18 protein-coding genes are annotated in these 21,222 nt (G+C 47.6%); 8 read left to right on the top strand and 10 right to left on the bottom strand.

Annotated features, from left to right (window positions below):
• Positions 1-288 precede the first annotated feature (288 nt).
• The 8 genes from LL912_RS18700 to LL912_RS18665 all read left to right on the top strand — a co-directional run bounded on the left by LL912_RS18700 (position 289) and on the right by LL912_RS18665 (position 6,342).
• The gene (locus LL912_RS18700) at positions 289-1,722 is read left to right on the top strand and encodes a vanadium-dependent haloperoxidase (RefSeq protein WP_235555125.1); all 1,434 of its coding nucleotides are present in this window, start codon (positions 289-291) and stop codon (positions 1,720-1,722) included.
• A gap of 37 nt (positions 1,723-1,759) precedes the next feature.
• Complete coding sequence (locus LL912_RS18695) at positions 1,760-2,893, top strand: hypothetical protein (RefSeq protein WP_235555124.1); 1,134 nt, start codon at positions 1,760-1,762, stop codon at positions 2,891-2,893.
• Between the two features lie 107 nt (positions 2,894-3,000).
• Positions 3,001-3,261 carry a hypothetical protein gene (locus LL912_RS18690; protein ID WP_235555123.1) on the top strand — a complete coding sequence of 87 codons (261 nt, stop codon included), beginning with the start codon at positions 3,001-3,003 and terminating at the stop codon, positions 3,259-3,261.
• Entirely contained in the window at positions 3,258-3,614 is a 357-nt protein-coding gene (locus LL912_RS18685; protein WP_235555122.1) for a PH domain-containing protein, read from the top strand. Before LL912_RS18690 ends, LL912_RS18685 begins: the two co-directional genes overlap by 4 nt.
• Before the next feature lie 11 nt (positions 3,615-3,625).
• Positions 3,626-4,186 (top strand): hypothetical protein, encoded by a 561-nt coding sequence (locus LL912_RS18680; RefSeq protein WP_235555121.1) that lies wholly within the window; start codon positions 3,626-3,628, stop codon positions 4,184-4,186.
• Positions 4,187-4,298: 112 nt separating this feature from the next.
• The gene (locus LL912_RS18675; RefSeq protein ID WP_235555120.1) at positions 4,299-4,907 is read left to right on the top strand and encodes a hypothetical protein; all 609 of its coding nucleotides are present in this window, start codon (positions 4,299-4,301) and stop codon (positions 4,905-4,907) included.
• Positions 4,908-5,115: 208 nt separating this feature from the next.
• Positions 5,116-5,646 (top strand): hypothetical protein, encoded by a 531-nt coding sequence (locus LL912_RS18670; protein WP_235555119.1) that lies wholly within the window; start codon positions 5,116-5,118, stop codon positions 5,644-5,646.
• Positions 5,647-5,655: 9 nt separating this feature from the next.
• Positions 5,656-6,342: a hypothetical protein gene (locus tag LL912_RS18665; protein ID WP_235555118.1), complete on the top strand. Its 687-nt coding sequence runs from the start codon at positions 5,656-5,658 to the stop codon at positions 6,340-6,342.
• A gap of 147 nt (positions 6,343-6,489) precedes the next feature.
• On the opposite strand, the gene bglX is transcribed toward LL912_RS18665, so the two are convergent.
• From bglX to LL912_RS18615, 10 genes are all read right to left on the bottom strand, one after another.
• Positions 6,490-8,823, bottom strand: a complete 2,334-nt coding sequence (bglX, locus tag LL912_RS18660; RefSeq protein ID WP_235555117.1) for a beta-glucosidase BglX — start codon at positions 8,821-8,823, stop codon at positions 6,490-6,492.
• Between the two features lie 52 nt (positions 8,824-8,875).
• Positions 8,876-9,532, bottom strand: a complete 657-nt coding sequence (locus tag LL912_RS18655; protein WP_235555116.1) for a GDSL-type esterase/lipase family protein — start codon at positions 9,530-9,532, stop codon at positions 8,876-8,878.
• A 151-nt stretch (positions 9,533-9,683) separates the two neighbouring features.
• Positions 9,684-11,441 (bottom strand): family 43 glycosylhydrolase, encoded by a 1,758-nt coding sequence (locus LL912_RS18650; protein ID WP_235555115.1) that lies wholly within the window; start codon positions 11,439-11,441, stop codon positions 9,684-9,686.
• Positions 11,442-11,521: 80 nt separating this feature from the next.
• Positions 11,522-12,787, bottom strand: coding sequence for a glucoamylase family protein (locus LL912_RS18645; protein ID WP_235555114.1), 1,266 nt, complete (start codon positions 12,785-12,787; stop codon positions 11,522-11,524).
• The gene (locus LL912_RS18640) at positions 12,771-14,117 is read right to left on the bottom strand and encodes a glucoamylase family protein (protein WP_235555113.1); all 1,347 of its coding nucleotides are present in this window, start codon (positions 14,115-14,117) and stop codon (positions 12,771-12,773) included. The genes LL912_RS18645 and LL912_RS18640 overlap by 17 nt, the downstream gene beginning before the upstream one ends.
• Before the next feature lie 144 nt (positions 14,118-14,261).
• Positions 14,262-15,698 carry a glycoside hydrolase family 30 protein gene (locus LL912_RS18635; RefSeq protein ID WP_235555112.1) on the bottom strand — a complete coding sequence of 479 codons (1,437 nt, stop codon included), beginning with the start codon at positions 15,696-15,698 and terminating at the stop codon, positions 14,262-14,264.
• Between the two features lie 15 nt (positions 15,699-15,713).
• Positions 15,714-17,405, bottom strand: a complete 1,692-nt coding sequence (locus LL912_RS18630) for a glucoamylase family protein (RefSeq protein ID WP_235555111.1) — start codon at positions 17,403-17,405, stop codon at positions 15,714-15,716.
• Positions 17,402-18,610: a multiheme c-type cytochrome gene (locus LL912_RS18625; RefSeq protein WP_235555110.1), complete on the bottom strand. Its 1,209-nt coding sequence runs from the start codon at positions 18,608-18,610 to the stop codon at positions 17,402-17,404. The genes LL912_RS18630 and LL912_RS18625 overlap by 4 nt, the downstream gene beginning before the upstream one ends.
• Positions 18,611-18,728: 118 nt before the next feature.
• Positions 18,729-19,598 (bottom strand): LamG domain-containing protein, encoded by an 870-nt coding sequence (locus LL912_RS18620; RefSeq protein ID WP_235555109.1) that lies wholly within the window; start codon positions 19,596-19,598, stop codon positions 18,729-18,731.
• Between the two features lie 34 nt (positions 19,599-19,632).
• On the bottom strand, positions 19,633-21,210 hold the full coding sequence (locus LL912_RS18615; RefSeq protein WP_235555108.1) for a RagB/SusD family nutrient uptake outer membrane protein: 1,578 nt from the start codon (positions 21,208-21,210) through the stop codon (positions 19,633-19,635).
• Between the last annotated feature and the right edge of the window lie 12 nt (positions 21,211-21,222).

The raw sequence follows: 21,222 nt of genomic DNA, 5'->3' as shown, positions 1-21,222 counted from the left end.
ATTTTAGTAACCGGGCGTTTCCCCTTTCGTAAAGTTAACAATAGTATTCAACAAAACACATCATGCCACGCCGGTGCGCAGTCCGGTTTGCCGGTAACCCTGCAATCAATACCTTTTATACTGCAGTGGCCTCCGCTCATGTAATGATGCTGCTAAAAATAAATCTTCGGGAGCGTGCCGTTCTTCCAGTCAGTACCGCCATTGGCTCAATAGCTTCCGCAAAGGGTCCTTTAACAACTTAGCTTTGGCTTAAACAGACAATCATACCCTAACTTAAACGCTTTAATTATGAAACCAATAACACACCAACACGTCACACTGCTCCTGCTAGCTGTATTACTCTTTCTTTCCTGCCAGAAACAAATACAGTCGCCGGCTTCTTCACGGGAAACCGAACGCATCGCTGCAGGAAGAAATAACGAAACAAACGGTCATGTAAAACAAACCAAAACCTTCACAGCCGATGTTGTAAAAAAATGGCTGAGAGTGCAAACGGCTTTATTGTATGCCCCACCTAGTTCATACGGGATCAATGCCGGAAGGTATATGGCCTACTGTGGTGTTGCGTTGTATGAGGCAGTGCAACCCGGAATGCCCGCCTACCAGAGCCTCTATGGCCAGTTGAACCAGATGCCGGAAATGCCGCACACAGCACCTGGCAAAGCTTATCACTGGCCCACCTGTGCCAATGCTGCCCTGGCAGAAATGACCAGGCAACTTTTTACTTTTACACCTGCTACCGGTACGCTTGTAAAGCAGCTGGAAGACTCCCTGAATGAAGTTTATTCAAATGAAACCGGCAATGCGGAAATTTTTGAACGCTCAAAGACATTTGGTAAGGCCGTAGCTGCCGCTATAGCCTCCTGGGCGGCTACCGATCACCCCTGGACATTGTGGCCCGATTTTAAGCTTACGAATAACGGCGCCGGTATGTGGTGGCCCGAAAGCAATCCGCCGGCCCCGTATACCGTTCCAAAGGGGATCGCTTACTGGGGCGAAACGCGTACCATCGTACCCGGCAGCATCGACAACACTATTTCCAGTCCCAATGCATATAATGAAACACCTGGCTCCGCTTATTACAATGATATGCAGGAGGTATATATTGTTTCTAAACACCTAACCTATGAGCAGAAGTTACAGGCCAAATACTACGACGATCCCGGCAAACGCTATCCCGCCGGTGCGCATTACTTCTCCATATTAAAGCAGGTAATAGAACAGCTCGATCCATCGCTCGATAAAGCCGCTCAGGCCTATGCTAAGGCCGGCATCAGCCTGATCGACGGCACCATCGGCTCCTTTAAGGCCAAGTTCATGTATGCCACGGAGCGCCCCTTCCAGTTTATCCAAAGAGTCATCGGGCAAACGGACAATGCGGCAAAGACCTGGAAATCGTATATTCCTACACCTGCACACCCCGATTTTCCATCCAACCATGCCGTATTCAGCTCCAGCTTTGCCTTTGCGCTGACCAGCATTTTTGGCGATCATATAGACTTTACCAACAGTACCTATGCCAGCGAAAAAGAAATGATCGACGGTAACGAGGTTCTTTTAGGCAGCCGCCATTATCATTCTTTTTACGACATGGCCCATGATATTGCCTTTTCAAGACTGTATGGCGGTATCCATACCCCACGCGCCTGCGAAGAAGGGATGAAACAGGGACTGAAGACGGCGCAGCATGTTGACCGCATCGTAAAATTCATGAAAGAATGAGCCCCTCTTATTTTTCTTTTACCCAACACTCCTTCAAATGAAAAAGAAATTCCTGTTTTTCCTGATGCTTCCAGTAGCATTGTTCGCACAGCTGAGTCTTGAAGCTCAGATCTCTATATCGGTGCGAACGCCCAGGCTGCCCGCAACCAAGAAAGAGAAAACGGCAGCAAACCCATCCAGTGACAGTCGTTCTGCGGATGAAGGCCCCAATGGCGAAAGCTGGTTTATGGCTATTGGCAAATTCCGGCAGGGCTACGATCCCAACCGTGTTGTAGCCGATGATCGTGCGTTCTTCATCAGCCCGTACCTGGACTGCTATGCAAAGAAACACAATATCGATCGCGACAAGTTAGGGTATGCCAACCGCAGTATCAGCAATACCGATTACGACGTAAAAAACCAGCTCAAGAACGAGCTGCCCAAACTGGCGGAACTGGAACGCGAATTTAAACGCATGTTTCCTTCAAGGCCCAACACAGGCAAAGGGTTTGATGAAAACCCGGCGATCTGGGATGATATCCTTACCAACCGGGAAGCATATTACCAGTGCATTGTAGCCGACCTGCCCGATGCAGGAGATTGCAGCCGGCTGAGCGATATCGATAAAACCCGGGTGGGTATTTACAAAGAAAATATGCAAAAAACACTGGAACAGGCTAAAAGTTTTACTACCGGAAGAGGCTGGTATGTACAGGATTTTAACGACGGATGGAACGAATACCTGCGGGCAGCCATTTCGCCCTCGGAGCGTAAAGCATTTGAAAAGAAATACGGGCACCTGTATCCCTGTCTTTCCGGGCTTCTTGAAGAAATTGCCCAGGCCGCTCAAAAGACATTACCTCTTTATAAACCGGTGGGCTATAACGTACACAACGCGGCCGAAGAGCGAATCCTGCGCAGCGGCGTTACGGACCTGGCCCAGGCAAAAGTACTGGGCACCGGCCTGATGGAGTCGAACTGGCTGATCTCAAAAAACGAGTTCGGGATCCCTACAGCAAGGTTTAAGCATGGAATGATCTATGCGCAATACCCAAAGACCAGTACCGATGATGGTTTTTGCCGGATCATTTATGTAAATATTGTTCAGGATTATAGCGGGGGTGGTACCTATGGGGCCAGTCATGCCAACTTTATCAAATCAGAGCCTGCAGGTTGTGCCACAGGCAAATGATCAGGGAATACAGCCCCCAGGTATTCTTTTTCACCTGCTCCGGAACAGATAAAGAGACCTTATATCGATCACGCTTTAAACAAGAGCCCTTTTAAAAACGATCTTTTATGAAATCGATTTTATTATTAACCATCTGGCTGCTTTCAGGTTCCGTTGCCGGTGCTCAAAGCCGGAAAGCCGGCAAGGGGCAACTGGATTTCCTCGTGGTAACCACCGATACTGTAAAAAGGAAATCAGCCCTTTCTGCTACGGGCGGCAAACCGGCGGATAGTCTTGCTGCACCGAATAAAACCCTGTTGCAGAAAAGCCCCCGTACCAAAAAGAATGAAACAAAACCGGATTTTTTAACCCCCAATCAAAGATCATGAAATTTGAATTACAACCCAACGAAGCCCCTATCGATACCTGGGCCATCAACTATATTGGTCCCAATAATAAGGCTGCGGTCGGTAAGCTCACCATTACCAACCAGCGCCTGTTGTTCCTGCCGCAGCATGATATGGATTCCTTGTCGTTATCGATTTACAACCGCAAAGGAATGATCGTGCTGAACAAGTCTGATATTAAAGACGTGACCGTTCAAAAAAGCCTCCTTTCAAAAAAAGTCTTTATTACGATGCCGGATGATTCGGTACATATATTTAATTATGGCATGATGAATATCGACAAACTAGTGGCGGCAATACAAACCAAAGAAATCCATAACCAATCACTTTCTTAAACCTTATCACAATGCGCAACAACTATCAATCATTAACAACACTGCTGATCGCCGTCCTGCTGATCGCATGCAGCAATAAAAGAGAAACCCCTGAATCGATTGCAGCGGAATGGTGCGCGCTGAACAGCAAGGTTTCCGGGGCTACAGGTACAGAAAAAGAAAAGGCACTGGAAGCCCGGAAAAACTTTGAAAAAATGATGGAAGCAAAATACCAGAAGGATACGGCCGTAATGCAGGCAATATTTAAGGCCGTGAAAGCCTGTGAAGCTGCATCAGAAGGCAAAAACGCCCATGTTACGGCTGTTGCTCCGGACCCTGGCGCCGAATCCCTGCTACCTGCGGCTTATAGCGACGCAACCGCTGCCGCGGATGCGTACTGTTCCCTTATCGACCAATCCATCGCTGCAGCCAAAAACAGCAGTGATGCCGAATTAAACAACATTGTAGCGGCTAAAATATTATTTGAAAAGAACATGGAAGAAAGCTATAAAGACAATGCGGATAGAAGGGATTCCATATTCGAGCGGATAAAACCATGCATGGAAAAGGAAGTTGCATTCCGTTCCCGGTAACGGTGGCTTCTCCTGCTAAAAAAGGGATTGCCAAGACGGACATACAGATCTTGGAGGAAGCTTCTAGGCGGGGTTCCTCCTGTTTTTTACAAAATATTTAAAATTATCAACTATGGCAACAAATCTCAAACTAAGCGTTCACAGTGTAAAATGCATCGATGAAACCGGCGGTAAATGGAGGGAAAAAATCGGGAATGATGAAATCTATATGGCGGCTTTTACTATGACGGACAACCTGGAACTGGTAAGAAAAAATGCCTTTTCTGTTTATGGTGATTTTGACGACGGAGATCAGTTTAATTTTAATCCTCCGAAGGCGCTCTTAAGCATGCATATTGCTGCAGCAGAAAACGGCTCTACTTATGGCGCCGGGATTATTTTAGCCGAAAAAGACAACAACCGCAGCTGGGACAGTCTTTGGGACTTTTTGTACAATTATTCCAGTTCGAATCCGAAGGCAAAGGATCTGCCCGTGGCGCTAAGGGTAGGCACACAGCTGCTTCACAAAGGCACGCTTGCTTTAAAAAAATTTGATGAATTTATCGGCTCAGAATTTTCCCGTGCCTACGAGGATGATTTCTTTCCTCCCATGCAGGTTTATATTACACTATCCGGGAAAAATCATACCTGGGACGGGCAATTAAGGTCTCCCGTTTTTTCCGCAGAATGTACAGCGCATGATGGTAAATACAGGGTGTATTACAGCTGGGAGCTGCTTTAAAAATGTACAGAAGGTTTTCAAACTCCCAATCCATGGCAACAGGTACCGCCAGGGGGGACGGGGTAAACAGTTATCAGTATTGCCGGCGCACCCCAGTATCCTTTATTATTTAGGGCCTGCTGTTTAGCTGAGAACGCTCTATTTTTTTATGGCCACAGACCAGCCTGCGGCCATAAAAAAAGCTTCAATTAAACAGCAAGTCCTATTTATGGCACTGATTCAAAAAATAACTGATGTTCCACTTTTTTCTTCCCTTATTGCCCGAATCTTTGCATCGCCCTACATTCTGGGAGCCCTGCTTATACTAGTAACCGTTGGTGGATATCTCGGTATCCGTAAATGGGCGGACCGTCGCACCGAGCGAAATCAGGACACGGAAATTGTTCGTGAAAACGAAGAATACCTGGGTTCCTGGGCACAAAAATCCGACGGAAGCTTTATCCGGTTTCGCCTGCAGCGGGATGGCGGTTTTCTATACAAGTTGGTACAATATCCTGGTCGTGATACTACCACCATTAACGGAAGCTACGCAATCGTAACCGTATCTGGAAACAGCAGCACAGATCAGTATCCGCGTTTGATCGCCGTCAGTGATCAGGGTGACACGATTATCAATCATTACATCGCTTATATCACTCCCTATGATGTAGTGGCCCTGGACGGGGGATATGACAAGATGGTATTAAATCCCGGGGGAAGGCTCGATACCACCGGGCTTGCTTTTTTCAGGATCAAATAAAATCGGAACATGCAACGAATCCTATCCGGGCCTCTTAGGTTGTTGGCGGCACTGCTGATCGGCGGTCTTCCAATCTATGCATGCAGTGTGGCGCTTTCCTCCTGTGCCAGCCCTTCCAACCGGCGGCGGGCAGATGCCGGCGACCTGGAAAAAGTACAAAAAGCAGACCGTGCCGCGTTGGAACCGTATACCCCTCAAAGGGATGTACTTACGGCAATTGAGTTGATTGAGCTGGCTGATTGCCGCAGCCTGCCTTGTGTGCAGTTGTTTATGAAAGCGCGCGACCGGGATTTTGTGCATGCTTCAAAAGGTGAATTTGCGGCGCTGCACCGGTCTGCAGTAGCCGATACCGAGGGTAAAGAGCTCGTGATGCCCCTGTCTACATTTTATGTGGCCACGGAACCACAGGCTTCCTGGAGGGCAGCCCATACGGTACACCAGCAGGTCCAGGCCAACCAGCTGGCAGCAGAGTTTGATTCGCTGCAATTTACATTGTTCGATTCCGCTTATTACCTGGGGCTACCTGATATTCAAAAACATTATACCTCACCGCTCTTCCCCGATAAACACCTTTATATAACGGCTACTTACCAGCCCTGGTACCGGAAGGGGCTGTATGAAAACAAGATAACCTGGCCCTGTTATATTTTTGAAGTGTATGATCGGCAGCTGTATATTGGAATAGAACAACATTGACACCCCGATCCGGCCGGCTTAACACTTCCGGGGAAGTATGTCGGATAAAACCCGGCAATTTTGTAGCATAAAAATCTGTAGCATTTTTTTTGCTACAAAAAAAGTGCTACATGCAGCCGCGCTCCTTTTACATCCACTTCCAGATCACTATTTCTCCCAGTTCACCTGCTCCCTCTTCACATCCCTGGAATTACCCCCGATCATAATCTCGAATGCACCGGGCTCCCAATCGTATTTTAACTGGCTATTGTAAAATTTCAGATCTTCGGTGGTTATCTCAAACGTAACGGTTTTGGATTCGCCAGCCTTTAGCCAAACTTTCTGAAAGCCTTTCAGCTCTTTTACGGGCCGGCTTACCGATCCCACCAGGTCGCGGATATACAACTGCACCACTTCGGCTCCATCATATTTTCCACTGTTGGTAAGCGTGATGGAGGCCTTTAATTCCTGGTTCCCTTTCAGTGATTTATGGCTCAACCTAAGATCACCGTAGGTAAATGCCGAATACCCGATGCCATAACCAAACGGGTACAGCGGGTCATTGGAAACATCCAGATAATTGGACCGGAACTTCTGAAACCATTTACCCTCCGGCAGCGGTCTGCCCGTATTCAGATGGGCGTAATAAAGCGGAATTTGTCCCACATTTTGCGGAAAGGACATGGTCAGTTTCCCGGAAGGGTTTACATCTCCGAATAACACATCTGCGATCGCAGCACCTGCCTCCGAACCTCCAAACCATACGTTCAGGATCGCCGGTATATTTTTCTGCTCCCAGTTCAGGGTGAGCGGACGTCCGGTAAACAGCACCAATACCACGGGTTTTCCGGTTTTCAGCAAGGCTTTCAACAAATCCTGCTGTATATGTGGAATATTCAAATCGGTTCGGCTGCTGCTTTCACCGCTAAATTCGGCAGACTCGCCCACAGCAGCAACTATCACATCCGATTCCGCAGCCAGCTTCAGGGCCTCCTCCTTCATAGTTTCCGGGGTACGCGTATCCCGTTCGCGGTTCAGTGTTTTTCCAAACATGGTAGCCCGCTCCTCCAGATCGGCATCTCCCGTAAGGTTACACCCCTTGGCATACTGCACAGTGGCCTTATCACCCAGTGCTGCTTTTAAGCCTGCCAGAACAGAAATGGAACGGTCCTGCACAGTGGCCACGCTCCAGGTACCCGCCATATTATTGGCAGCATCGGCCAGGGGCCCCACCAGGGCAATCTTAGCTGTTTTTTTTAACGGCAACACATTGCCTTCATTTTTCAACAGCACAAAACTTTCAGCAGCGATCTGTCGCGCAACATTGCGGTGCTCTGATGTATAGATCTCGGTTTTTGCACGCTGTTCATTGCAATATTTATACGGATCCGCAAACAAACCCAGCTTGTATTTTGCTACCAGTACATTGCGGCAGGCTGTATTGATTTCGGCCAGTGTGATCTTTTTTCCTTCCAGCGACTTCTTCAGCGTTTTTAAAAAACCTTCGCCTACCATATCCATATCCACACCAGCTTTCAGCGCCAGGGCCGAAACAGCCTGGAGGTCTCCCATACCGTGATCGATCATTTCATTGATCCCTGTATAATCGGTTACCACAAAGCCGTTGAAACCCCATTGTTTCCGCAACACATCGGTGAGCAGCCACCGGTTACCGGTTGCCGGGATACCGTCTACCACATTAAAGGAAGCCATCACACTGCCCACCCCTGCATCTACTGCTGCTTTATACGGCGGAAAATATTCATTGTACATGCGAAGATGACTCATGTCTACTGTATTATAATCCCGCCCTGCTTCTGCAGCACCATACAGGGCGTAGTGTTTTACACAGGCCATGATATGGCTGTTTTTTGAGTAGTCGCCCTGGTATCCTGTTACCATTGCTTTCGCGATCTGCGACCCCAGGTAGGGATCTTCCCCGTTTCCTTCCGAAACCCTGCCCCACCGGGGATCCCGGGCAATATCCACCATAGGACTGAAGGTCCAGGAAATACCATCCGCGCTGGCTTCAATAGCCGCAATCCGTGCCGACTGTTCTATGGCTTTCATATTCCAGGTGCAGGAAAGTCCCAGTGGTATGGGAAAGGTGGTTTCATAACCGTGGATCACATCCATCCCGAACAACATAGGGATCTTCATGCGGCTTTCTTCAACGGCTACTTTCTGGATCGCTTTTATTTTTTCTACGCCCTTGATATTGAATAGTCCGCCAACCCGGCCTTCCTTTACATTTTTACCGATATCCGAGTTGGTGGCAGTACCGGTTGTGAACTCCCCGGCACTGGGCAGGTTCAACTGACCGATTTTCTCTTCCAGCGTCATCTTGCTCATCAGCGTGGTGATAAACGCGTTCATCCGGCTATCCGGCTTTGCAGCATTGGTTTGTGCATAGGCTCCGGCTACAGTAACGGCCAGCAGGATCAGGAACAGCAATACTTTTTGAGTGTACCGGCGCCTGTTGATTTTGTTTCTCTTTATCATGGTTCCAGATTTTTATTGAATACTGCGGGGTGCATACGGTAATGCCCGCGCTCTATTTTTTCAGGTAAGGCTGCATGATCTTCTGCCAGATCTGGTAACCGCCGGCATTCATATGCAGGCTGTCACCCAGGAAAATATGTGGCATCGGTTTGCCGTTTTCACCCAGCATAGCGGGAAATACATCGATATACCGTGTATGTTTTTGAGTGCTGATAAACGCCTTGATGCCAGCATTGGCCTCCTGTACCTTGGTAAAATATTTGGCACGAACCGGGCTGGGTTTGATCGAGATAAAATCAACCGGTACCTTTTTATTATATCCACGGATCAGGCGGTATAACTGTTTAAACCGGCTGACGGCGCTATCAGCGGGTGTTTGATCGTTCGCCAGGTCATTCTCGCCACAGTAGATCACGATCTGCCGAGGCCGGTAAACGGGCACCAGGTCATTAAAATAATAAATCAGGTCCTTAAGGGTTGAGCCTCCAAATCCCCGGTTGATAATTGTGTACCCCGGGAAGTAATCTCCTACATCTTTCCATTTGGTAAAGGAAGAGCTACCAATAAACAGGATTGCCTTTTTTGGCGGAGCCTGTTGCTGATCAAGCACTTTAAACTGCTGGATGTCTTTATAAAACGGCGCAGTCTGCGCCCATACACGCATTACAGACAATGATAACAATACTAAAAGCAAACAAATTTTCTTCATGTTTTTATTTTATTCTTTTCAATTGATACGCTCATTACGGCTTAAGCGGACCTATCATTCCGTTTTTTTCGCTCTCGCAGATTTACACAAAACTTGTTAATACTCCTCTATAGAAACCTGTGTAATCTGTGAGCAATACCTGCACGCGAATTTAATCTACTTTAATGATTTCACTCCGCTCACTGACGCCGTTCTCGTTAACCGCCTCAATACGGTAATAATATGTTTTCAATCCATCCATTGCCTTCATCCAATACTCGTTATCAGCGTGTATCATAATGCAGGTATACAATTTATCCGGAGCTGTTCCATAATAAATATTATACGCATAGGCATTATCCACCGGGCGCCATTTGATATAAGCGCTGCGTTTGTCTTTTTCGGTGCGCAGTACGATAAAATCCTTTATAGCCGCCGGTCTGGCGCCGTTACCATTGCCAAATACCCGCAGGCCGCTGATGGCAAATGTACCGGTGGGCATATGTATATTCTCCAACCGGATGAACCGTGCCTGTACGGGATTGTCCAACTCCACATAATCATGCGGCACATCCTTTTTATTATTGCTTTTATCGATCAATGGCTTCCATTTTTTGCCGTCCGTTGAATAAGACAGCAGGTATTGGTGAAACTGACCCTCGATTTTTCCAAGATGATCCGGGGCCACATCCTGGTCGGCATAGTTGATCTGCACCGCGTGCACGGTAGATATATGGCCCAGGTCCGATTGGATCCACTCGCCTTTATTACCCGTTTGGGCGCTCCAGTAGGTTTTGATCTTTTCATCTACGGCATTGTTCGGGGCATAATCACCAAGCGTGGAGGAAACCTGCACCGGTTTGTTATAGTTCAACAACATCCAACCCGTAAACAGCGATCGCATGGTATCTCCCACTTCCGCATCGAGCGATGATGGAAGGTAGGTGGGATAATCTCCAAAGGCCGTATTACAGTACATCACCCCTTCCTTGTCAAACCCCGAGGGCCAGATGCCGATCCTTCGTTCAAATGTGTTCTTTACAGAAATGATACCGGTGGAAACATGCCAGTAATTTTTAAAATTATCCTGGAAGGTAGCGCCGTGCCCGGCCCCCCGCATAAAGCCGCCGAGTTTGATGCTATATGGATCCGACTGCGGCGTAAAAGGTCCCAATGGGCTGTCGCCCACGACCACCCCGTCTGCATAGCCACTGAATTCCGTACCCGGCGCCCCGTACTGTAAATAATATTTTCCGTTGTGCTTGGTCATCCAGGCGCCCTCAATAAATGCATCTAAAAACGTATTGTCCATATACTCCCCAAACCGCTGCCATCCGTATCTCCAGCCCTGCAGGAAATACATTTCTTTGCGGGTGCCTGTGGGTTGAAAGGTTTTCCGGTTCAGTTCAATGCCATACAAGGGATATACATTGCTGCTGCCATTGTACATATAAAACCGGCCATCATCATCGGTAAAGAATGCAGGATCCCAGCCTCCGATCTCAAAAGAATCTACCAGCGGCTTCCAGTCGTTTTCTTTTGGGTTAGTGCTCATCCAGAGTGTAAAGTTCCGGGTATAGGTAGAACCGAATACCAGCATGGTATCTCCAACAATACCCACCGCTGGTGCACAAAGCTCATCATAGGTATTGGTATTCCATGGCCGCAGGAATTTTTTTGAAACAAAGTTCCAGTTCAGCAGATCACTGCTCCACCAGTAACCCCATTGGTTGGTGCTGAACAGGTAGTAATCGCCCTTGTAGTTTACGATCACCGGATCGGCCGTGGCCCGGTGCCGTCCCCATTCGCTGAAATTAGGAATGGGCGTATACCCATAGTCAATATTGATGGGATTGCAATAGGTTCTTTGGGCTACCGACCCCTTTAAAACAGCAAAGATCAGAAGGAGCAACAATATATATTTTTTCATTTCTCTTGTTTTTGATGAAATTATTCTTTCGCCACTGCAAACGCGGAAGCACTGATTTGCGCCATCTTGCTCCTGTAACATCATTTCAGATGCGGGCTTTTAAATCCAAGTTTCTTTAGTCCCCGCTGTACCTCTTTGTCTTTCATAAACCATTTCCATAACAACCCTGTGCGGTAGTTCTCTATCATGAGGATGGTAGCGCCCTGGTTAATGGCCAGGTGCGAAGTGGCAAACCATTTCCTTGTTTCGTTATAACTTTCCGAAAAGCCATATTGGCTCCAGATCTTAGCGCCCAGCACCTCGTAAAAATACCGCAAGGCCGCCAGGGATTCCTTTGAACGATACGGCATACTGGAAAGCGCTGCGGCACAACAAATGGTGCCGTTGTCTTTTACCGGGGAATGCTCCCGGTATCTTCGTTTATAATCACAGGCAGATAACCCCCACGAGTGTTTGCCGTAGTTTTTATATCCTTTGGGGTTATCTACACAATACCGGTAGTTGATCGTTACATGAGCTTTGTTTTGCTTTCCATAATCGGCAAACGCATCTTTCAATCCACGGGGATCCAGCCCGGTAAAACTGTAATGGGCAAAAAACAAAGGCCCGCCAAAATCGGGACCCAGTGGCAGCTTTGTTTTATAAAAGAAGTTCCCGTTCCGCATGTTGCCGCTCCGGGCCCATCCCGTTTCATATATCTTCCTCGAAATAGAATGCTCCGGAGCCGCGGCCGCCAGTATGTAAGTGATCAACGCTTCATTGTATCCTTCAATGGGTAAATTCATCGCCCACCGGTATTGGGGGCTCCAATGCCAGTACAATACATCACGCCCCCGTGTAAACCAGCTCCATTCTACCTGTTTCCAGAGTTTGGTGATCATTGCCCGGATGGTTTGCTCCTCTTTGTTCCTCCGGTTAAAATATTGTCGTACCGTTAACAGGCCCTGAAATAAAAAGGCGGTCTCCACCAGGTCTGCACCGTCATCTTTTTTTGCAAACGGTATGGTTTTGCCGGTTCGTCCGTTTAGCCAATGGGAGAAGGCCCCATGATGCTTTTCGGCCCGGTCCAAAAAAGAAAGGATCTTTAAAAGACGGGCGATCGCCTGCTCCCGGTTGATCCATTTCCGTTCTGTGGCAACGATCAGCGTCATTACCCCAAAGCCGGATCCTCCGGTGGTGATCACATCCTTATAGTGCTCATGATCTCTTTCCTTAGGCAGGCCACAAGCAGGATGCGCAAAATCCCAGAAATAGGAAAAGGTCTGCCGCTGTACCCGTTCCAGCAATGCTGCTTCCTCTAAATGCAGAAGGGGCCTATGTTTGATATGCTTATTGCTGGTAGGCATTTGCAAAACCCAGTTTCTTCAAGCCATTTTGTATTTCGGAACAGCTCATAAATAAATTCCAGAGCAGCCCGGTACGGTAATTCTCGATCATGACCACAATGGGGCCCTGGTCAATAGCAAGATGGCTTTTTGCATACCAGCCTTTTGTTTCATTAAAGGCATCCGTAAACCCATATTCAGTCCATATTTTATCACCCAGCGTTCCGTAAAAATACCGCAGCGCCTGCATCGATTGCTGCGGCGTATAAGGGAAAGCCGACAAGGCTGCCGTAGGCGTAATGGTTCCATTGTCATTGGCGGGCTGATGTGCATCATAACCATCAGGGTCATCACTGGCAGTAAGCCCCCAGCAATGTTCACCATAGCCCTTAAATGCCTTTGGATTATCTACACAATATGCATAATTGATGAGCGTATGGTTTTGATTCTGTACCCAGTAATCGGCGTACTGGTCTTTTAATCCTTTGGGACTTAATCCCAGGAACGAATAATGCGAAAAGAACAGCGGTCCGCCGTAATCAAAACCAAGGGGCAACATATATTTATAAAACGTTTTTCCGTTCTTAAAAAAATTGCTCTGTGCCCAGCCCCGGTCGTACACCTGCCGGCTTACGGGATAGCGTTCTGCAGAAGCAGCCAGTACATAGGTGATCAGGCATTCATTGAAGCCCCTTAGCGGAAAATTCATGGCCCACCCGTTATTGGGACTCCAGTGCCAGTATAACACCTCCTGCCCGCCACGGGTAAACCAGTCCCATTCCACCTCATTCCATAACCCGTTGATGCGGCCGCGTAGTTCTTTTTCCAGGGGAAGGTCCTTATCAAAATACTGGCGTACACATAATAATCCCTGTAATAAAAAGGAAGATTCCACCAGATCGGCACCGTCATCCTTCCTGCTGAAAGGAATGGTTTTGCCGGTTGCACCATCGTACCAATGGGGAAACACGCCGTGATAGGAATCTGCCTTCGATAACCATTTTACCATTTTCAGCAGGAACCGGGTAGCCGTATCCCGTCCGATCCATCCACGGTTTACACCGGCAATAATGGCCATTACACCAAAACCGGTACCGCCGGTGGTTACCACTTCCTGCCCGTAATCAAAGGACCGGTTGCTCCGCTCCCGCGCCATGCCGCTCACCGGGTGCGCAAAATCCCAGAAATAACGCAGGGTTTGTTTCTGAACAAGGTCTACTAATGCCGAATCGGAAATATGTGTATCGATCTTTAAAGTATACGGAATGGCATCGGACCTGCCTGCCGGCTTCTGGGCAAAAGAATAATTACCTGTAAGCAGAAAAGCGTAGAGCGCAATAATTCTCAACATAATTAGACTTTAAGATTCCTGAAGTTACAACCGGGAAGCGCTGCTGCCAAGTTTGTTGTCCATTTTTAAGCTGCACCAGCCATGAAAAAAAGGCCGCAGGTTCCGCTCTTTCCATTCCTTTTTTAAATCTATGGGGCCGGTTATTTACCAGACCATTGTCATTACCGATTTTGAGGCGATTGTTACCGGTGCCCATTTGTTTTTATATCGGATGTTCACGGTATAGGGGGTATCTGCTTCGTTTAATGCTATCAGCACCTTCTTTCCATCCGGCCGTAAAAAGGCCACGTTATGAACAGGACCTGCTATATTGCTTTCAATTCTTACGGAACCCGGGGGCACAAATTTGGAGGCATGTGCAACAATATAGTAGGATACATTGCGGGAAACGGAGGAACCATTAATCGTAAGCGCGCCCTTACATTCGGTGCAGCCCCCGGTTGTATGCGGACCATAAGACGGATCATTGGCCAGGTTCCACTCTAATGCAGTTTTGCTCCAGTTGCGCATGGTACCAATGATTACATTTTTTACATGCCATTGCAGATCGCCGTCAAAGCTACCTTTAGCCCCCGTCCATTGTTCGGTAAAATAGAGCTGTTTCTCCGGAAAATCATTGTGCAGGTTACCCATGCCTGCTACATCACCGGCATAAAGATGAAACGCCGCTCCGTCTACGTACTTAGCAGCTTCCGCATCCCTGTAGATGACTGCCGGATAGTCCGGACGGTCGAGATTATGATCGTACACGATAATTCTGGTGGTTAATCCGGCTGTTCGGAATGCCGGTCCCAGGCTTTTCTTTATAAAATCCCTTTGCTGTTCGGCTGTCATATACATACTGGGGTTATTGCCGGGGTGCAGGGGTTCGTTTTGCGGTGTAATGGCATCGATCATAATGCCTTCAGCTTTCATGGCTTGTATGTACTTTACAAAATAAGTGGCATAGGAATCATGATATTCCGGCTTCAGGCTGCCGCCCTTGCTGTTTTGATTATCCTTCATCCATACCGGCGCACTCCAGGGCGTTGCAATGATTTTGATGGCAGGATTTATGGCAAGAATTTCCTTCAGCAGCGGTATCAATGCGTCCTTATCAGGGGACAGGCTAAACTTCAACTGATCGGAATCTGTTTGCCCCTCCGGCAGATCATTGTAACTAAATACTGATGCGTCCAGATCGGAAGCGCCCATGCTAATGCGCAGGTAGCTGATCGTTATGGACCCCGCATCTTTTGCGAACAATTCCTGCAGCAATGCGGTTTTAGAAGCGGTGTTCATCTTATTGATAAGCTGTGCACTTCCTCCGGTTAGCGTATAACCAAATCCATCAATGGACTGATATTTTTTGTTTTCATCGATGTCTATATTGGGAAAGCCATTGTTTACCGTTCCAAAACCGGTAACAACGCCGGATTGTTTTTCGAGTAAGGCTGACTGATTTGCTTTTGTAAGCCAGATTTCGGCTTCATTTATTGCCGCCGGAGGCGTACTTCCGGGGCTGCCGTTTTTATTACACTGTGCTGCAAACCCCATCGTTGCCCAAAGCATTAAAAAGACCGGTGTGTGCTTATTCGTCATAGTTTCATTTATCGGTTAAAAGGTAAATCCAAGTTTTTGCAGTCCGTTTTGTACTTCCGGTGCGCTCATAAACAAACGCCAGAGTAAGCCCGTTCTGTAATTCTCCATCATTACAACAATGGGGCCCTGATCAATGGCCAGGAATGCATCGTCGAACCAGGCACCGTTATTTTTAAGTACGTCCAGGGAAAAAGCATCCACAAACCCGTATTGTTTCCAGATCTTATCTCCCAGCACGTAGTAATAAAACTGTAGCGCCGCCATTGATTCTTTTGGGGTATAGGGAAAGGAGGACAGGGCTGCCGTGGGTGCAATAAAACCCTGGTCATTTGCAGGAGAACCAGCGGCATATCCGCCTTTGATATTGCTGGCTGTTAACCCCCAAACGGAATCGCTGTACCCGTAATAGTTTCCCGGATTTGCCTTGCAATAGGCATAATTGATCAGCGCGTGATTTTTGTTTTGTGTAAGATAATTTGCATAGAGGTCTGAAAGTCCGTTAGGATTCAGGCCTAAGAAAGAGTAATGCGCAAAGAACAGGGGCCCACCATAGTCTGCTCCCAACGGTAAGATATATGAGTAAAAAGTTTTCCCATTCTTTATTTCGCCGTTCTTTGCCCAGCCCTCATCATACGCTGTTTTTGGAATGGCATAACTTTTTGAACCAGCAGCCAGCACATAGGAGATCAGGCATTCATTCCACCCCTGAATCTTCAGGTTCATTGCCCAGCCTTTGTCGGAGCTCCAGTGCCAATACAAAACCTGCTGGTTATTTTGCCGGAACCAGTTCCATTCTACCTTATCGATAATGGCGCTGATATCCGACCGGAGGTTTATTTCATCCATACCGGAACCGTTAAAATACTGCCGGGCGCAGATCAGTCCCTGCACCAGGAATGCCGTCTCTACAAGGTCAGCGCCATTATCATTTGCACCAAAAGGAATAACGGCCCCCGTAGCTCCGTTTAACCAATGGGGATAAGCGCCGTGAAAGGTCTGCGCCGTATTCTTCAGGAACGTTACGATTTTATTGGTTTGCTGCAGCCCTGCTGCCTTTGTGATAAAGCCACGTTCGATGCCAACCAGCAGCGCCATGATACCAAACCCTGTTCCCCCGGTTGTTACGATCTCCGAGGGGTGCTTTGATCCTTCGCGGATCATGCCTGAAGACGGGTGTGCAAAATCGAGGAAGTATTGGAGCGTTCTGCGCTGAACCGTATCCATTAATGCGTTTTCACTGATGACGGGAAACTTACGGATAGAATCGATGCCGGTTGCAAAAGCCCAGGAACTGCGCCCGGCCAGTTCTTCTCCTGATACGGCTTTTAACCCTGTTGATACAGTAAGTGTATACTTTTCCAAATACGCCAAACCAGCAGATGGCCGGATGACCACCGTGGTGTCGCCTGTTTCCAGGCCGGCGGTCAGCGCAACGTTGGCGCCGTTACCGTTTGCCATCGTGATAGCGTTAAGTGTTGCAGGGTTGAGTTCACGGGAAAATGAGAGCCGGATCTCCGGTTGTGGCCCGATGTTTTGCAGAGCATTTGTAAGCGGTCTTCCATTTATAGTAGCTGTATTTATACGAACAGGCAACACGGGCTCCTTCACTACAGCCTTTTCCTTACTGCAGCCTGCAGTAAGCCAACCTAGCAGGGTACAGGCTGCATAGACCCGGATCTGTTCCTTTATACGCACTTTTAACTTCATCCTCCCAGATTTTGCTTCATTTTTTCTGGACTTTTTTTTAAAAACCGGATCACCTTCCGGCTTTCTTCAGGATATACCTTTATAAGGTGTGACCGCATTATGGCACCTACTTTTTCTTTTGTTTTTTGCTCCAGGAATACAATGGCCCTGGAGGCCTTCAGGGGCATATGACAATCTATGCAGTTTTTCTTTAACAAAGCAGCGGTGGCTCCATTGAACTTGCAGAATTCTGAAGTACTCTCCTGATGGCAATGCATACATCTCTGCGAAAATATGTTTATTTGTTTTTCTTCATTCCGGTGACTGCTGTGACAGGAACTACAGGTCATTTCGCTTTTAATAAAACAATTACTAAGACTGAGCATGCCATACTGGTTGCCATGCACGTCCAGATCATCGGCACTTTGCGCAACAATATTGTAAGCATAGAAATCTGCAAGCCGATCGCCAGGCTTAAAGCTAAATGCAGGCTGTATATTATTCATGGCGCCCGAATGGCATAATCCGCAAAGATCCAGTAACTGCTGTCTTGAAAATCTTTTAGGATTTATGATCCGGTCGGGATCCGGCCAGCCTGGATGCTCTTTTTCAAAAGCAATATGTGCAGACGCGGGCCCGTGACATTTTTCGCAACCAATACCATAAATAACCGAACCCTGGTCCATATCCTCAAAGGGCCCTGACGCCCCCGTTACCCTAACAAAGGAAGAATGGCACTCCATACAACGGGAAGTGATCACCCTGTTGAACAGAATTTTATCTGGGTAACCCGGGCTGTTAACCCAATGCTGTTCCGGTACAAAATAGGAAAGCGGCAATTGCACCAACTTGCTGCCTGACCAGGAGCCAAAAGACTGTGCAACCTTTCCAAAACCAAAAACCACATTCAGTTGTTGTCTTTTTTTTTCTGTACCATTTATATATGCTACCTGATAAAGCCCGGCTGCTCTTTTTTCCGCTTTCACCAGGTTACTGTTCCCAAAATCGTATGTATTACTATCAGTGGAAAAACGGCCCAACACATTTGTTTCTGTAGCAACCGCACTGGTATGGAAATGAGCAGTATTTATGTGGGTATTGTAAATATCTGTATGACAGGAGGCGCAGGCCTCCGATCCGGCATACCTGCTTGTTTCTTCCTCCGCTTTCTTACCGGTACCGCCCTGCTTTCCTGTATCATCACGCCGAATCAGCAAATACCCCATCAAGACGATCGTTATAATAACAAAAACCTGCTTTTTATGAATGAGAACCGCTTTGATAGTAAATATTTTTAGATTACGCAGCCACTAGCCGTTACTCACTAAAACAGATTGACTACTCTTATTTTTTTCCATTGTATAAGTCAGCAACTTCGGTTGCCGAAAGCACCTTATTATACATCCGGAACTGATCCAGCGCTCCCGTATACGATTTCACCCAATCGTCGGTAGGGCCGGCAAGACCAACCTGTGCATTCCACCCTCCAATCACGAGGTAGCTGGTTTTTGAAAAATCCAATTTTCCTCTCGGATTACCATTATTCTTGACATCTGTTGCACTGGATGGGGCGCCGGCAACCAGTGTTCCGTCAAAGTAGTACGACATCTTTGACGTTGTTTCATCATAGCAAATTACGAGGTGATGCCAGTTGCCGTCCAGAATGGGCTTTTTTAATTGGTTACCGTCCGGAAATTCCATCCATTGATCCATCACTCCTACTTTTAATGTTGCGGCAGACGCTGTAGCATGCTCAATCATCATAAACAGGGCACTATGCGACCAACCATAGCTGTCATCCATCAACGAAAAATAGAATTCAGTCCGTCCTGTTGCAGCATCAGCAGACTGTTTGATCCAAAGTGCTACGGAAAAGCTGGTTGCGGTTTTCATGTCATTGGCGTTTACATACTTCAACGCCGTTCCGTTGGCCCCTTTTAAGGATGTACCATGAATGCCCTGAACAAAGGAAAGATCCTTACTCGCGGGAAATGATGGATTTGCGGAAATACTATCTGCAAATCGATAACTTAATTTTGTTGCCGATTCTGAATTCATAGAATCAAAAGGCACATAAAATCTCAACGGAGTAGCGGGTGTAACGGGTGTATCTGAAGGATATTGACCCAGCACTGGCCGGTCCATTTTCTGGCAGGCAGCGAACACAAGGCAACTGCTAATGCCAAGGATGCTGTCTATTATTTGCTTTTTCATTTACCAATGATTTTTGTATAAAACAATCAATCTTCTACCATTCCGGATTTTGCTTCAGCACGCCGCCGGATAAATCAATAGCGGCCTGCGGTATTGGGTGATACCGGCATCTATTGGAATATCCTAGTGGCCCCAAAACGGCAACTGCATCACCCCAGCGCACCAGGTCGTAGAAACGGTAGCCCTCCATTGCAAATTCCCATCTTCGTTCATTTTTTATAGCCGTACGCATCTGTGCCTGACCCGTAAAAGGTATATAAGGTACGATTGCTCTGCTCTGGTCAAGTCCTCCGCTGGCCCGCTTCCGGATCATTTCCAGCATCGCAGCTGCCGTAGCCCCGTCGCCCTTTTCATTGGCTGCTTCGGCTTTCATCAGAATCACATCGGCAAACCGTAGTATCCGGCGATTGATCCACCTGCCCACATTTCCTTTTACCCAACCGGAAAACGTGCGCATTTCCGGATCGCCGTATACTTTTTTATTCCAGTACTTTTGAGCCAGGCCACCGGTTCCGTTGGGATTGGTATAGGCCGGTAGCGTTAAACCGTAACCGCCCTCTGCCGGCCCGCCGTCATATTGACCTGAATATAAAATAGTCGCCTTTTTCCGGGGATCATCTGCAGGCCAGTCGCTAACCAGCTTATCTGTAGGCGTGTTCCAACCCCACCCGAAATCCCAGTAATCGGAGGCCCCGTTCTGCCGGATGTTCTGACACACGCCCCAGTTTGAACCCTGGTCGTTTGCAGACACACTGGCGGCATTGGCACCCACGGTTGCCTGCATTTCAAAAATAGATTCGGGACCGTTTTTACCGGCACCGTCTTTTCCATCCTTCCAAACATCTGTAAACTTGGGAAGCGTGTATTGACCCAGTGCAATAACCTTATTACAGCGATCCAACACTGAGTCCCATTTTTGCCGGAATAAAAACGTTTGAGCAGCCAGCGTATATGCTGCCCCAACTGTTAAACGGCCATTAAAGCCAACGCCGTACTCATCAGAACTGCGTGGCAGTAAACGCTCCGCTACAGCAAGATTGGAGTCGATAAATTTATATACATCTTCGACCGTAGATTTTGGACGGATCGCGTCCGCAGGCTTTTCCACACGGAAGTTGATAATCGGCACCTCACCATATGCCTTTACCAGTTCAAAGTAGCTGTAGGCCATAAAAAAGCAGGCTTCTCCAATGTTGCGCAGCGATGCGGCATCCGTAAGATTTCCCTGTTTGGCCAGATACAACGAGGTATTCGCTGCGTTAATCATGGTATAATGGTCGTTCCAGTAAGTGTCCGGAGCCCAACCACTCTTTGCATAATTATATTGATCATACATACCCACCACTTCTGCTCCATCTCCGGCGTCACTTCCCTTTTGAGCGTCATCGCCCCGTATACTGTGAAAATCAAGCCAAACCAGTTCGGTCATTCCGGAATAGGTTCTCATGATGCGATACATATTATAGGACTGGGATTCCAGTGCACCCTGTTTTAAATCCGGGAGTGTTGCCGTAAGTGGCTCACGATCGAGAAACTTTTTACATCCCGCCAGGCTTAGTACTGCCAGCAACAACACGTAAAAAGCACTGCCTCTGTAAATATTTATAGTCATTGTTGTAGTATT

The sequence above is a fragment of the Niabella agricola genome (assembly GCF_021538615.1).
Classification (GTDB): Bacteria; Bacteroidota; Bacteroidia; order Chitinophagales; family Chitinophagaceae; genus Niabella; species Niabella agricola.
Note: the sequence above shows the minus strand (reverse complement) of the source record. Positions and strands in the feature narration are given on the sequence as shown.